The organism is Caenibius tardaugens NBRC 16725 (assembly GCF_003860345.1).
Lineage (GTDB): Bacteria > Pseudomonadota > Alphaproteobacteria > Sphingomonadales > Sphingomonadaceae > Caenibius > Caenibius tardaugens.
On the sequence record NZ_CP034179.1, the window covers coordinates 29,729 to 43,692 of the forward strand.

A 13,964-nucleotide genomic window follows, 5' to 3' on the forward strand; every position below is an offset into this window, starting at 1 on the left:
GCCGGGCCAGCCCGCGATCATACGCCTTCAAGCAGCCGATCAGCCTGTGCCCGCGCTTCTGCGGTGATTTCCGCGCCCGACAGCATGCGTGCGATTTCTTCCTGCCGCCCTGCCGCGTCCAGCAGCATCACAGACGTGCGCGTTACCGTGCCTTCGGAGGATTTCGCGATCATGTAGTGCGTGCCCCCACGTGCGGCGACCTGCGGGCTGTGCGTGACCGCCAGCAATTGCCCGCCGTTGGCCAGCCGCGCAAGCCGTTCGCCGATAGCCGAGGCAACCGCCCCGCCAACCCCGCGATCGATCTCGTCGAAAATGATCGTCGCCGCGCCACCCTGCTCCGCCAGCGCCACTTTCAGCGCCAGAATGAAGCGCGAGAGTTCGCCGCCCGACGCAATTTTTGCCAGAGGCGCGAAATCGGCGCCGGGATTGGTCGCAATAAGGAATTCGACACTGTCGATCCCCTGCGCACCCCAGCGTTCTTCCGGCAAACGGGTCACCACCGTGCGGAACCGCGCGGTATCGAGCTTCAGCGGCGCGAGTTCTGCAGCCACGGCCCGATCCAGACGTTCCGCAGCATCGGCGCGCGCCAGATGAACCGCTTCTGCCCGTTCACAATATGCCTGATAACTGGCGCGTTCGGCTGTGATCAGCGCCGAAATCTCGGCTTCGCCCCCTTCAATCGCATCGAGAGCCTGCCGCATGCCCCGCATTTTTTCCGGGAGATCATCAACCTGACAATGGTGTTTGCGCGCCAGAGCCCGCAATTCGAACAGCCGTGTTTCGATGCGATCCAGTTCCGATGGATCAAACAGCAGAGCCTCGGCTGCGGCTGCGAGTTTTTCTTCCGCTTCGCCTGCTTCGATCACCGCACGGTCGAGCGCCTCCAACGCTTCGGCCAGCAAGGGGTGTTCGCCCGCAATCCGATCAAGCCGCCGTGCCCCGCCGCGCAGGCTGGCCAGCGCGGAATCCGAACCGTCCCACAGATGGCGCAGATCCTCCAGATCGCCTGCCAGCTTTTCGCCCTTCTGCATATCGGCGCGGGCGCCCGCCAGACCGGCCTCTTCCCCTTCTTCCGGCTCCAGCGCCGCCAATTCCGCGAGGTGGGCCAGCAGGAGATCCTGATCCGCCTTGGCCTGTTCAATCGCGGCGCGGGCCTGCGCCAGTGCATCGCCAGCAGCGCGCCAGGCACGCCATGCTTCACCCATGCCACCGATATCCGCCCCGGCATAGCGATCCAGCAGATCACGATGCCCGCGCGGGTTCACCAGACCGCGATCATCATGCTGCCCATGCAATTCGACCAGAGCCGCCGCTATATCGCGCAGCAGCGCCACGCCCACTGGCTGGTCATTGATGAAAGCCCTGCTTCCGCCGTCCGCTTTCAGACTGCGCCGGATAATCAGGGGTTCACCCCTTTCAACCGCAACATCTGCGTCCGCCAGCACAGCCCCGATGACATCGGGCAACGTCGGGAAATCGAAACTGGCGGTAACGCTTGCCTGATCTTCTCCGGCACGCACGAGCGCGGACTCGGCCCGGTTGCCCAGAATCAGGCCCAGCGCATCGAGCAGGATCGATTTGCCTGCACCGGTTTCACCGGTCAGCACGCCCAGACCCGACCCGAAAGCCAGATCCAGCGATTCGATCAACACGATGTTACGTATGGAAAGCTGGCTCAGCATCGGGATACCGTTCTAACCCAAGCGTTCCAGCCCGTCACCGGTTACCGGCAAGTTGCGCACAACCGGGCCGGGGATGACGAGATAACCGAACGGTCAGCTCGCCTCAGCGCCCGGCGCGTACTTGTTCATCAGCTTGTATGCGCGATCGTACCATTCGCTACCCGGGTAGTTGGTGCCCAGCACGGCGGCATATTTTTTGGCTTCTTCCGGAATCCCCAGCGAGAGGCTGGTTTCCGTCAGGCGATAAAGCGCTTCCGGCGTGTGGCTGGTGGTCTGGTACTTGTCGACCACAGTCTGGAAACGGATACGCGCCGCGATCATCTGCCCGGACTTTTCGTAGAAACGGCCAATTTCCATTTCCTTGCCAGCCAGGTGATCGTGCACCAGATCGATCTTCAGTGTCGCATCGTTTGCGTACTTCGTATTGGGATAGCGGCGAACCACATCCGTCAGCGCGGTCAAAGCCTGATCGGTGATCTTCTGATCGCGCTGCACATCGCTGATCTGCTCGTAATAGCAGAGCGCGATGAGATAATACGCATAATCCGCATCCTTGTTGCCCGGATGGATCGAAAGGAACCGCTGGGCCGACTGGATCGACTGGTTGTAGTTTTTCGCGACGTAGTAAGAGAACGCGCTCATCATCTGGGCGCGACGGGCCCACGGCGAATAAGGGTGCTGCCGTTCGACTTCGTCAAACAGCGCCGCCGCCTGCCGCGCCTGGCCGCGATCGAGGCGATCCTTCGCCGCCGCGTAAAGCGTTTCCACATCGCGCGCGACGTAGGATGTACCCTTGTTGACACGCGATCCGCCACCGCAACCGGCAGTCAGCATCATGGCAGTAGCGGCCGTCGCGAGGATTGCGATACGAACGGGCGAGCGGAAGGTACGGGTCTTCATCAGCATGGCGTGCCTATAACCAGCGGCGCGGTGAACGCCAAGTGAAGTTCGTCTGATGCCCACGATCTTCGTCGAAAGCAACACACTGCGTATCGGCCCGTGCAATCCCGGCCGCGAAAAAGCTGGCACCGGATTTCCGGCGCCAGCCTTTCATCATGCAGCAGCCCGGCGCTGTTCTGCTTCGAGATTGAGCATCTCGGCCAGCAGGAACGCCAGTTCGAGCGATTGCGCGGCATTCAGGCGCGGATCACAGTGCGTGTGATACCGGTCAGCCAGACGTTCGTCGGTGATCGCGACCGCACCACCGGTGCATTCGGTCACATCCTGCCCGGTCATTTCGATATGAATGCCGCCAGCATGGGTGCCTTCCGCGCGATGAACGGCGAAGAAGCCCTTCACTTCCGCAAGGATACGATCGAACGGGCGCGTCTTGTAGCCGCTTTCCGCCTTGACCACGTTGCCGTGCATGGGATCACACGACCACACCACCGGGTGCCCTTCACGCTGCACAGCGCGAACCAGACGCGGCAGACCGGCCTCAACCTTGTCATGCCCGAAACGGCTGATCAGCGTCATCCGGCCCGGAATGCGGGCAGGATTGAGCGTATCCAGCATTTTCAGCAAGGCGTCGGGTTCCAGGCTGGGGCCGCACTTCATCCCGATGGGGTTTTCCACCCCACGCAGGTATTCGACATGCGCCGACCCCTCGAAACGGGTGCGATCACCGATCCACAGCATGTGCGCGCTGGTGTCGTACCATCCGCCGGTGAGCGAATCCTGCCGGGTCAGCGCCTGCTCGTACTGCAGCAGAAGCGCCTCGTGGCTGGTGTAGAAGCTCGTCGCCTGCAGTTGCGGCACGGTGTTCGGATCGATGCCGCAGGCTTCCATGAAGTCCAGTGCCTCGCCGATCCGGTCGGCCACGTGCTTGAACTTCTCCGCCCAGGAGCTGCGGCCCATGAATTCGAGAGTCCACTGATGGACCTGACGCAGATTGGCATACCCGCCCCCTGCGAAAGCACGCAGCAGGTTCAGCGTCGCCGCTGCCTGGCTATAGGCGCGGATCATCCGCTGCGGATCGTTCATCCGGGTGGCCGGATCGAATTCGATACCGTTGATGATATCGCCGAAATAGCTGGGCAATTCGAGACTGCCCTGATTTTCGGTCGGCGCGCTGCGCGGCTTCGCGAACTGGCCGGCCATGCGGCCGACTTTCACCACCGGCTGCTTGCTGGCGAAAGTCAGCACGACCGCCATTTGCAAGAGCACGCGGAAAGTGTCGCGAATATTGTTGGGATGAAATTCGGCGAAGCTTTCGGCACAATCACCGCCCTGCAGCAGGAAGCCACGGCCATAGCAGACTTCTGCCAGTTCCGCCTGAAGCGCACGCGCTTCACCCGCAAACACCAGCGGCGGATAGGACGCGAGCGTCTTCTCCGCATCAGCCAGCGCGGCAGGGTCTTCATACTTGGGCAGGTGCTTCGCCTCGAAGGCTTTCCACCCGTCCGGGCTCCAGTTGTTGGCCACTTCTGCTCTCCAAAATACACAACCTGATGCCGTCAGAACTCTGCGACATCCGTACGCTTTTCCTCGAAAGGAAAGCGAACACATGCGCGAGCCCATAGCGGCGGCAACGAGGCAAGGCTAGCGCGGAAAAGCGCTCACTGTGATCGACCCTGCCCGCTGTTCAGGCGGGATATGGGGTCACTTTGCCGGTTTCGCCAGTTCCTGGCCTGCGGGAATGATCGCCAGTCGCCATCCTTCACGGCTGGTCAGGTACTTTTTCGCCAGCTCCTGCATCTTCTGCGGCGTGGTCTGCGTGTAATCGTTCAGCAGACTGCGCAGCTTTTCCGCACGCTGGGGATCGTAGCTGGCCCCTTCCAACTGGTAGAGCCAGAACGAGTTTCCGGTGGAGGCACGGCTGATCTTTTGCTTGAGCGGTTCGGTGATACGCGCCAGTTCATCCGTGGTCGGCGGGGTGGCGGCGATTTCCTTCGCAATCCTGCTGGCTTCCGCAAAGAATGTCGGCACCGCTTCGGGTTCGAGCTGGGCAAAGGCCATGATCCGTCCGCCATCGGGCATGTCGATCGGCCATTCGGACATGACCTGCGGTGCATAGCTTGCCCCGGCATGTTCGCGCATCGCATCAAACAGGCGATTGTTGAACAGTTGCACGAGAATTTCGAGCTGGCGGGATTCGCTCAGCCCGGCAACACCGCCCCCGCTGGGCCAGGCGATGACCGCCGCCGCCTGATTGGGATCGCCACGGTGGTGCAGCACTGTGGGCGTCGCCTGCGGTGCGGGGAACGCCACCTTGCGGCTGGCTGCATCGGCCGGAATGGCCTCACGCGGCGGCAAGGCCCCAAAGGTCTTTTCCAGCGCGGCAATACCGTCTTCGCGCTTGAAATCACCAAACATGAGCACTTCGATCGGGCCTTGTTTCAGCAAGGGCTCCCAGACCTTGCGGAAACCTTCCGGCGTGACACCGGCGAGAACCTTGGGGCTGGGTGTTTCAAAACGCGGGTCGCGGTTGGACAGCAGCCAGTCGAGATCGCGTTGCATCAGGCTGGAAGGCGTTGTCGCATAGCTTTCGTACTGCAGTTCGGATGCGGCCTTGGCCCGCAGTACAGGATTGGGATCCCACCGCGGCATGCCCAGCTTCGCCGCGAACAGATAGAGCTGATCAGCCAGATCCGCCGCACGTGTTTCCGCCGAAAACTGGAACGATGCATCATCGACACGGAAGTCGAAGCCCATCTTGCGACCGGTGGAAATACGATCGAGCGCATCCTGCCCCAGCGGCCCGATCCCCGAACCGATCAGCGCCATCTGCCCCAACTGGATATAAGGGGCGTCCTGCGCGGTGAAGCCACGATAACCGGAACCGAAGCGCACCTGCAAATTCACCCGACCCGGTTCGGCATTGTTCGGCCAGAGCAAGGCGCGCACGCCGTTGGACAATTGCACCCATTCGACCTGCATGACACCGATCGGCGCGCTCTTGAGCACGGTCCCCGGTTTGCCGATCGGAGGAAGGTCTGCGAACGAAATCGCCGCTGCCGCATCGCGTGAACTGGCCGTTGCCGCCACCGGTTCTGCCAGAGCCAGTCTGAATGCGTCCGCATCGGCTTCGCCCGTCACCGGCGTGTTCATGACCCCGCGAATAACCGCGCCCGCGAACAGTGCCCGCGTATGATCCCGTATCGCCTCAGGCGTGAAACGCGCGCGCATGTCGCGGAAAACCTGCAGCACCACTTCGGGCGTCGCCACGGCTTCGCGAATATCCACCGCGTTGACCACATCGTCCGCCAGTTTGGAACCGGCCATGACTGTCCGTTCTTCCACGCTGCTGGCGAACGCCACGTCGTATTCCGCGAGTTCGCGGTCGATTTCCTGCTGCGTGGGCGGATTGGCAATGGCGTCGGCAATGACGGCGCGAACATCCTTCAGCGCGGCTTTCCAGTCGCTGCCCAGCGGGGTCACATTGACGAACGTACCATCGGCCGAACGGCTCACCTTGTCCTGCCCGACCTGGGCGAACAGATAACTGCCTCCGGCGCGCGCGCGCTCTTCCAGCTTGCGGTTAATGATCGCCTGCGAAATCGCATCCAGCATGATCCCGCGATTGTATTCGATATTGTCGATCACCTGCTTGTAGGGGCGCAGGAACGCGTAGTTGATATTGCGCGGCAGGTCCGGTTCGACCAGCACCCGCGTTTCACCGACCGGATTGGCAGGATCGCTTCCGGCAGGGGCCTGAGGCTTGCCGAAATCAGGGGCTTCAGTTTTCTTGCCTTTGCCTTTCCAGTCGGCGAACCAGCGTTCGATCTCACCGGCCAGAACCATCGGATCGGCATCGCCCACCGCCACAATCACCGTATTGTCCGGACGATACCACCGATCATGGAACGCCTGCACCGATACTGCGGTTGCCCCGCGCAAAGACTCGTCCGTACCGATCGGTGCCCGAGTCGCCAGCGGCTGGCCCGCAAAAAACGTCTCGCGGGTCGCATCACCGATACGCATCGACGCCCCGCCCCGTTCACGCTTTTCCGCCAGAACGATGGGGACTTCCGTGTTGATGTTGGGCTGGCTCAGAACCGGTTCGCGAACCATGCCCGACAACAGACGGAAACTCTCGTTCAGTGTCGTGGCGCTGGCATTGGGCAAATCGAGTTTGTACACAGTCTGCGTCGCGCTGGTCTGTGCGTTCGTATCGCTGCCGAATGTCGCCCCGAGACGCTGCCACGTGGGGATCGCCTCGGCCACACCCAGATACTTGGACTGACGGAACAGCAAATGCTCCAGCAAGTGGGCATAACCGCGCTCTTGCTCGCTTTCGTACATCGACCCCGCATCGACCGCGATTCGTATCGAAACCTGGCCTGGCGGCACATTGTTGCGGCGAACCGCATAACGCAGGCCGTTGCCGAGCGTGCCGAACACCCATTCCGGATCATGCGGAATATCCGTGCCCCGATATATCCATGGATCGGTCTTCTCGACGGACTTTACCGCCTTGGCCGATGCCTGCTGCGCTATCGCAACGGTCGGCTGCAGAAGCAGCGGAAGCGGGAGGGTAATGGCGATCGCCGCGAACAGCCGGGATACTCTGGTCATGGTCATGCTATAGAAAGGCTTAGCATGAAGGACCAGTGAATAGGCACGTAGTTTGATGATCGCGCCTTGACCCCGGGGCAATGTCTCTTACATCGCACGCACTATGTACATAGAAACCGAAACCACGCCCAACCCCGCCACACTGAAGTTCCTGCCCGGCAGGAAAGTGATGGAAGTCGGCACACGCGAATTCGCTTCACCCGAAGCGGCGGAAGCGTCGCCGCTCGCGGACGCACTGTTCGCTTCCGGCGAAGTCACCGGCGTATTCTTCGGTTCCGATTTTATCTCGGTAACGGCAGGCCCCGGCGCGGACTGGAGCCAGTTGAAACCGCAGGTCGTGTCGATACTGCTCGATCATTTCATCAGCGAAGCCCCCCTCTTTGCCGGCGGCAGTGCTGCGGATATCGCGCTGCCAACTGACACGGATGACGCATTCGAAGATGATCCGGCGGATGGCGATATTATCGACCAGATCAAGGAATTGCTCGAAACGCGCGTGCGCCCCGCCGTGGCCAACGATGGTGGCGACATCATCTATCGCGGCTATCGCGAAGGTGTCGTGTTTCTGACCATGCAGGGCGCCTGTTCGGGCTGCCCGTCATCGTCGGCAACGCTGAAGAATGGTATCGAAGCGCTGCTGAAGCACTACGTTCCCGAAGTTACCGAAGTTCGCGCAGCGTGATCGCATCCGCTTGAACCCGGCCATACTGGTGCAAACGCTCGCCATCGATTGCGCAACGGAAAACTGCTCGGCCGGCCTGTTCGCCAACGGAGAACTGGCAGGGGGCGATTGCAGAACCCTGGGGCGCGGTCACGCAGAACATCTGGTTCCGATGATTGCCGCGCTTCCGGGGCAAGGTCGTGCTGACCGGATTGCCGTCTCGCTCGGCCCCGGAAGTTTTACCGGCGTACGAATCGGACTCGCAACGGCGCGGGCGCTTGCGCTTGCCTGGGGGGCACAGGTGATCGGCTATCCGACTCTGGCTCTGGTCTCGGCCATGGCCCGCGCGCAGGCAGGCGCCGTTCCAGTCAGTGTCGTCATGACCGGTGGGCATGGAGAATGGTTCGTTCAGGAATTCGACGCAGATGGCCGATCGCTCGCTCCGCTAGCCTCTCTGCGTCCGGATGATGCCGCAAGACTATCCCGGACCGATCTGGTCGCAGGCAGCCAGGCCGAAGCACTGGTGGCATTGCGCGGATATGGCACTGCCCTGCCCATTCTCCCTGATGCCCGGCAATTTGCCCTGCTCGACGAAACAGCGCTGGTTGCCGATGCCGCACCGCTTTATGGTCGTGCACCGGACGCCAAACTGCCGGGGCAAGCGCAATGACCGTTTCGCAGCTGTCTGACGACGATATTGATCGCATTGTCGACGTCATGGGTACCGCTTTCGACCCCGCATTTGGCGAAGCCTGGAACAGACGGCAGGTCACCGATGCGCTGACAATCGGCAATTGTCGTTACGGGATTGTCGATTCGACAGGGCATGCACCAGAACAAGGCATTGCTGCAGCAGGATTTTTTATGATCCGCGGCGTACTCGATGAAGCGGAACTTCTACTATTGGCGGTCAAACCTGAAATACGGGGACGAGGCCTGGGCAGAAAACTTCTCGAAATGTTCGAAGCCGATGCAACAAATCATGGCCAAACGAGACTTTTTCTGGAAATGCGCGCCGGAAATCCTGCAGAATTTCTTTATCGTAAATTCGGGTTTACGCAAATTGGCAGGCGACCAAAGTATTATACAGGCGCCGATGGAACCCGCCTGGACGCGTTAACCTTCGAAAAATTACTTCCATCCTAGCCAATTTCGCTTCTGCTCCATAATCAAACACCTATGTAGTTTTACTTGAAAAAGTGCTGCTACACGTGCAAGGCCGTTTTTGACGGGAGCCCTATCACGACTTTGCCCCTGAGAGAGGCCAAGAAGTTAAGAGGCAATTTATGGAAGCCATACAACAAGACTTGAAAGAAACGCTTATCACGCTCACGTCGGATATCGTTGCTGCACATGTATCCAACAACAACGTGACGGTTGAAGATGTGCCCGCGCTCATCACCAACGTGTACAGCGCTCTTTCCAGTCTCGGAGAAACCGCGCCGGTACAGGAAGAGAAACTCGAACCCGCCGTATCCATTCGCGCATCCGTCAAACCCGAATTCGTGGTCTGCCTGGAATGCGGCAAGAAAATGAAAATGCTGAAACGGCACCTTGCTACCGATCATGGAATTTCGACGGAAGAATATCGCGTCCGCTGGGGTCTGAGCGCAGATTATCCACTGGTCGCTCCAAACTACGCAAAAACGCGCCGGGAACTGGCGAAGAAAATTGGCCTCGGCCGTAAACCGGGGCAAAAACGGGGTCGCAAACCTCGTTCCGCGGCAAAGTAACCTGCCCCGCAAACTTGTTAGTTCTGCCCCGCCCCGCTAAGGTGGCGGGGCATTTTATTTCTGCCCCAATTATTTGCCCGAGGAAACATTGCACCAGGCAATCGACATTGAACAGCTGTGCCACGATCGCGGCTTGCGTATAACCGAACAACGCCGCGTGATCGCGCGCGTCCTGTCCGAGAGCGTGGACCACCCTGACGTTGAAAAACTGCACGAACGCGCATCAGCCATCGACCCCGGCATATCCATTGCCACTGTCTACCGGACCGTCCGCCTGTTCGAAGAAGCCGGCATTCTGGATCGCCACGATTTCGGCGACGGCCGCGCCCGCTACGAAGCCGCGCCCGAAGCACATCACGATCATCTGATTGACGTGGAAACCGGCAAGGTCGTCGAATTCGTCGACCCCGAACTGGAAGCGCTGCAACGACAGATCGCAGAACGTCTGGGTTATCGTCTCGTCGATCACCGGATGGAATTGTACGGCGTCCGCATCGATCGAGAGGATTGATCGCAGCATGCTGCCCCCACCCGGGCAGAACGGTTCTGATTACCAGCATCCAGCCGGGCCTGCCTTGATTGGCGTGCTCGGCTGGATGCTTTTCGGTACCCGCGTCTTTCTGCTGCTGCTGCTTCTGGCCAGCGTCCTCCCGCTGCTGCTAATCACCCGCCTGTTCACCCGACGGCGGATCTGGCCGCAAATCTACTTTCGCGGGGTCTGCCGAATTATCGGGCTGCGGACGCGCGTACACGGCAGGCCACAACATAACGCCCTCTACCTCCCCAATCACATCAGTTGGATGGACATTCCCGCTCTGCTCGGCACAACGGGCAGCGCATTTGTCGCCAATGACAGCCTTGCTGGATCACGCCTCTTCAAGGTGCTGGCAGACATGAACGACACCGTGTTCATTGCCCGCCATCGCCGCACCACGATTGGCGCCCAGGTGGAAGATGTTCGCCGCGCCCTGTCGGACGCAGGCGCCTTGACCATTTTCATCGAAGGCACGACCAGCGACGGGGCCGGTGTACTCCCCTTCAAAAGCGCCCTGCTTTCCGCACTCGAACCCCTTCCGGATGACGTCACCGTGCAACCGGTATTCCTGCACTATGCCGATGGTCGCGCGGTGGCCTGGGTGGGTGACGAACCCGGACTGGACAATGTGAAACGCATGCTGTCGCGCTGGCGCGCAATCCGGCTCGACCTCTATTTTTGCGATCCCCTGGATGGCGAGAGCCTGCAAAATCGGAAAATGATGGCCGCGGCCGCACAACAGGCCGTTGTCACGAGAATGGGCGCGCCCTCCTCCCCCCTTCACGAATGAGCGCTTTTCCCATAAGTGCGCGCGCCATGACCGGAACCTCCACCCCCAAGACCTATCGAGTCAAAAGCTTCGGCTGCCAGATGAACGTCTATGACGGCGAACGCATGGCCGAATTGCTCGCCGCCAAGGGCATCAGCCCTGCGGCGGATGGAGAAGACGCCGATCTGGTCGTGCTCAACACCTGCCATATCCGTGAAAAGGCAGCAGAAAAGGTCTATTCCGACATCGGACGCCTGAAGAAGGCTGATGGTTCGAAACCCCTGATTGCGGTTGCCGGCTGTGTTGCGCAGGCCGAAGGCGAAGAAATCATGGCCCGTGCCCCGGCAGTATCGATGGTGGTTGGTCCGCAAGCCTATCATCGCCTGCCCGAACTGCTCGACAAGGCGGTTCAGGGGGAACGCGCGACCGACACCGATATGCCGGCCAACGCCAAATTCGATGTCTTGCCACAGCGTCGCCGGTCCGGCCCGAGCGCCTTTCTGACAGTGCAGGAAGGTTGCGACAAGTTTTGCACCTATTGCGTCGTCCCCTATACACGCGGCGCAGAAATATCCCGCCCTTATAAAGACTTGATAGCAGAAGCGGAGAAGCTGGTAGAAAACGGCGCGCGCGAGATCACGCTGCTGGGCCAGAATGTCAACGCATGGTCGGGCGACGATGCCAAAGGCCAGAACATCGGGCTGGACGGTCTGATCCGGCAACTGGACCGCCTGCCCGATCTGCAGCGCATTCGATATACGACGAGCCATCCGATGGACATGAGCGAAGGGCTGATTGCCGCCCACGGTGACGTCGAAAAACTGATGCCCTACCTGCACCTGCCGGTGCAAAGCGGTTCCGATCGCGTGCTCAAGGCCATGAATCGCAGCCATACGGCAGAAAGTTACCTGCGATTGCTCGACCGGTTTCGCGCCGTGCGGCCAGATATCGCGCTGTCGGGCGATTTCATCGTCGGTTTCCCCGGTGAAACCGATGCGGAGTTTGAAGAGACGCTGCGCCTGGTTGATGCGGTGCGTTATGCCGCCGCCTTCAGCTTCAAATACTCCCCTCGCCCCGGCACCCCGGCGGCGGAGATGGACCGCATGATCGCCGCCGAAGTGATGGACGAACGCCTCCAACGCTTGCAGGCCGCCGTGAATCGCGACCAGTTGGCATTCAATCAGGCATCGGTGGGGCGCACCTGCGATGTTCTGGTCGAACGCAAGGGCAAGCTTCCGGGGCAATGGCTCGGCAAATCGCCATGGCTGCAGTCTGTCCACTTCATCGGCGATGCCGCGATTGGCGATCTGGTGACGGTCGAACTGGCAGAAGCCGGCCCCAATTCGCTGTCCGGACGCCTGCTTCAGGCAGCCGCAGCCTGAACTTTTCCACTGCGCTCTTTGGTTGTTCGGCTTGCCCTAGGCCACAACCGTATTATCTTTCAGATGCACCACCTTGAAAGGAGCGCATGGGCCGTAAACCACACCGCGCCGTGTCCGAATCGGCGCAACTTCGCCCCTCGGACAGAGCCTCGCACAGGCGGGCTCGCGCCGAAGTGGAATTCGAGGAACAGACCGTCCTTGGCGTTCTGTTCGGAGAATTCGACGCCAACCTGGTCCAGCTTGAAAATCGCCTGGGCGTTTATATCAGCGCACGGGGCAACCGTGTGCTGATCGAAGGGTCCGAAGACTCCGTGGCCCGCGCCCGCGATGTTCTAAAAGGCATGCATCGGCGCCTTATCGAAGGGCAGGAAATCGATGCCGGCGCGATTGAATCGCTGATCGCCATGTCGAACGAACCGACGCTGGACGGCATCATCTCCGGCAAGGAACCTGCCGGTGGCGGCATCATGATCCGCACCCGGCGCAAGACCATCGTGCCGCGCTCGGCCACCCAGATCGACTATATGAAAGCTCTGGCCAGCAAGGACATGATCTTTGCACTCGGCCCCGCTGGCACGGGCAAGACGTATCTCGCAGTGGCGCAGGCGGTCAGTCAGCTGATCACCGGCAGCGTGCAGCGGCTGATCCTTTCCCGCCCTGCGGTGGAAGCTGGCGAGCGGCTGGGCTTCCTGCCCGGGGACATGAAGGAAAAAGTCGATCCTTATCTGCGTCCACTGTACGACGCGCTGTACGACTGCATGCCGCCGGAACAGGTCGAACGCCGCCTCGCCAGTGGCGAGATCGAGGTCGCGCCGATTGCCTTCATGCGCGGGCGCACGCTGGCCGATGCTTTCGTCATTCTGGATGAAGCGCAGAACACCACGCGCGAACAGATGAAGATGTTCCTCACCCGCTTCGGGATGAACAGCCGCATGGTCATTTGCGGCGACCCGAGGCAAGTGGACATCCTCGGAGGCGACCGGATGAGCGGGCTGGCCGATGCTGTAGAACGGCTGGAAGGGGTCGATGGCATCGCCATTACCCGTTTCACGGCGGCAGACGTCGTCCGTCACCCTATCGTCGGCCGAATCGTCGAAGCCTACGAAGGCAAGGACGCCTGACGCTGTTTCGCGGGGAACAGCGCTCGACTTGACCGCATCGCGGCGGCAAAGGGTCGTGCGATGGAACTGGAAATCGACATCGAACAGCCATGGCCTGATTCGGCCGATTGGGAATCTTTGACCACGCGCGCGGCCGCTACGCTGGCCGGGATCGCGCCCGAACTGGCGAATCCTCGCTTGCTGACCAGCGTACTGTTCACCTCCGATGCGGAAATCCATGTCCTGAATCGCGAATGGCGGGGCAAGGACAAGCCCACCAACGTCCTGTCATTTCCCATGCTGGATCAGGACGCGCTGCTTGCCTTACCCGATGCCGGCCCCCCCGAAATGCTGGGCGATATCGCGCTGGCCTGGGAAACCTGCCAACGCGAGGCCGGGGAAAAGCACATCACCGTGGAAGACCATGCCACGCACCTGATCATTCATGCCCTGCTGCACCTTGCCGGACATGATCATGAAATTTCACCCGAAGATGCCCGCACAATGGAAAAACTGGAAATAAAGACGCTTGCACTGATGGGCATCGCCGACCCATATGGTGACCACCATTATTGAGGGAGATGA

At 60.7% G+C, this 13,964-nt stretch carries 13 protein-coding genes; 9 read left to right on the plus strand and 4 right to left on the minus strand.

Translation table 11 applies throughout. The annotated features are described in order from the left end of the window. Positions 1–17: 17 nt before the first annotated feature. From recN to EGO55_RS00165, 4 genes are all read right to left on the minus strand, one after another. Positions 18–1,682 (minus strand): DNA repair protein RecN, encoded by a 1,665-nt coding sequence (gene recN / locus EGO55_RS00150; RefSeq protein ID WP_021688950.1) that lies wholly within the window; start codon positions 1,680–1,682, stop codon positions 18–20. A gap of 93 nt (positions 1,683–1,775) precedes the next feature. Beyond that, entirely contained in the window at positions 1,776–2,582 is an 807-nt protein-coding gene (locus EGO55_RS00155; protein WP_040715052.1) for an outer membrane protein assembly factor BamD, read from the minus strand. A 153-nt stretch (positions 2,583–2,735) separates the two neighbouring features. Next, positions 2,736–4,106: a class II 3-deoxy-7-phosphoheptulonate synthase gene (locus EGO55_RS00160; protein ID WP_021688952.1), complete on the minus strand. Its 1,371-nt coding sequence runs from the start codon at positions 4,104–4,106 to the stop codon at positions 2,736–2,738. Positions 4,107–4,283: 177 nt separating this feature from the next. Beyond that, the gene (locus EGO55_RS00165) at positions 4,284–7,199 is read right to left on the minus strand and encodes a M16 family metallopeptidase (RefSeq protein ID WP_021688953.1); all 2,916 of its coding nucleotides are present in this window, start codon (positions 7,197–7,199) and stop codon (positions 4,284–4,286) included. Between the two features lie 103 nt (positions 7,200–7,302). On the opposite strand from EGO55_RS00165, the gene EGO55_RS00170 reads away from it, so the two are divergent. The 9 genes from EGO55_RS00170 to ybeY all read left to right on the plus strand — a co-directional run bounded on the left by EGO55_RS00170 (position 7,303) and on the right by ybeY (position 13,955). Beyond that, positions 7,303–7,881, plus strand: a complete 579-nt coding sequence (locus EGO55_RS00170) for a NifU family protein (RefSeq protein ID WP_021688954.1) — start codon at positions 7,303–7,305, stop codon at positions 7,879–7,881. Between the two features lie 28 nt (positions 7,882–7,909). Further along, on the plus strand, positions 7,910–8,530 hold the full coding sequence (tsaB, locus tag EGO55_RS00175; protein WP_040715053.1) for a tRNA (adenosine(37)-N6)-threonylcarbamoyltransferase complex dimerization subunit type 1 TsaB: 621 nt from the start codon (positions 7,910–7,912) through the stop codon (positions 8,528–8,530). After that, positions 8,527–9,006: a GNAT family N-acetyltransferase gene (locus tag EGO55_RS00180; RefSeq protein ID WP_021688956.1), complete on the plus strand. Its 480-nt coding sequence runs from the start codon at positions 8,527–8,529 to the stop codon at positions 9,004–9,006. The genes tsaB and EGO55_RS00180 overlap by 4 nt, the downstream gene beginning before the upstream one ends. 140 nt (positions 9,007–9,146) lie before the next feature. Beyond that, positions 9,147–9,593, plus strand: a complete 447-nt coding sequence (locus EGO55_RS00185; protein WP_021688957.1) for a Ros/MucR family transcriptional regulator — start codon at positions 9,147–9,149, stop codon at positions 9,591–9,593. A gap of 88 nt (positions 9,594–9,681) precedes the next feature. Then, entirely contained in the window at positions 9,682–10,104 is a 423-nt protein-coding gene (locus tag EGO55_RS00190; RefSeq protein ID WP_021688958.1) for a Fur family transcriptional regulator, read from the plus strand. A gap of 7 nt (positions 10,105–10,111) precedes the next feature. After that, a complete protein-coding gene (locus tag EGO55_RS00195; RefSeq protein ID WP_021688959.1) occupies positions 10,112–10,918 on the plus strand; it encodes a lysophospholipid acyltransferase family protein in 807 nt (268 codons plus the stop codon). 26 nt (positions 10,919–10,944) lie between these two features. Beyond that, a complete protein-coding gene (gene miaB, locus EGO55_RS00200) occupies positions 10,945–12,279 on the plus strand; it encodes a tRNA (N6-isopentenyl adenosine(37)-C2)-methylthiotransferase MiaB (RefSeq protein ID WP_021688960.1) in 1,335 nt (444 codons plus the stop codon). An 86-nt stretch (positions 12,280–12,365) separates the two neighbouring features. Beyond that, positions 12,366–13,400, plus strand: coding sequence for a PhoH family protein (locus tag EGO55_RS00205; RefSeq protein WP_021688961.1), 1,035 nt, complete (start codon positions 12,366–12,368; stop codon positions 13,398–13,400). A gap of 60 nt (positions 13,401–13,460) precedes the next feature. Beyond that, the gene (gene ybeY / locus EGO55_RS00210) at positions 13,461–13,955 is read left to right on the plus strand and encodes an rRNA maturation RNase YbeY (RefSeq protein ID WP_021688962.1); all 495 of its coding nucleotides are present in this window, start codon (positions 13,461–13,463) and stop codon (positions 13,953–13,955) included. Positions 13,956–13,964 lie beyond the last annotated feature (9 nt).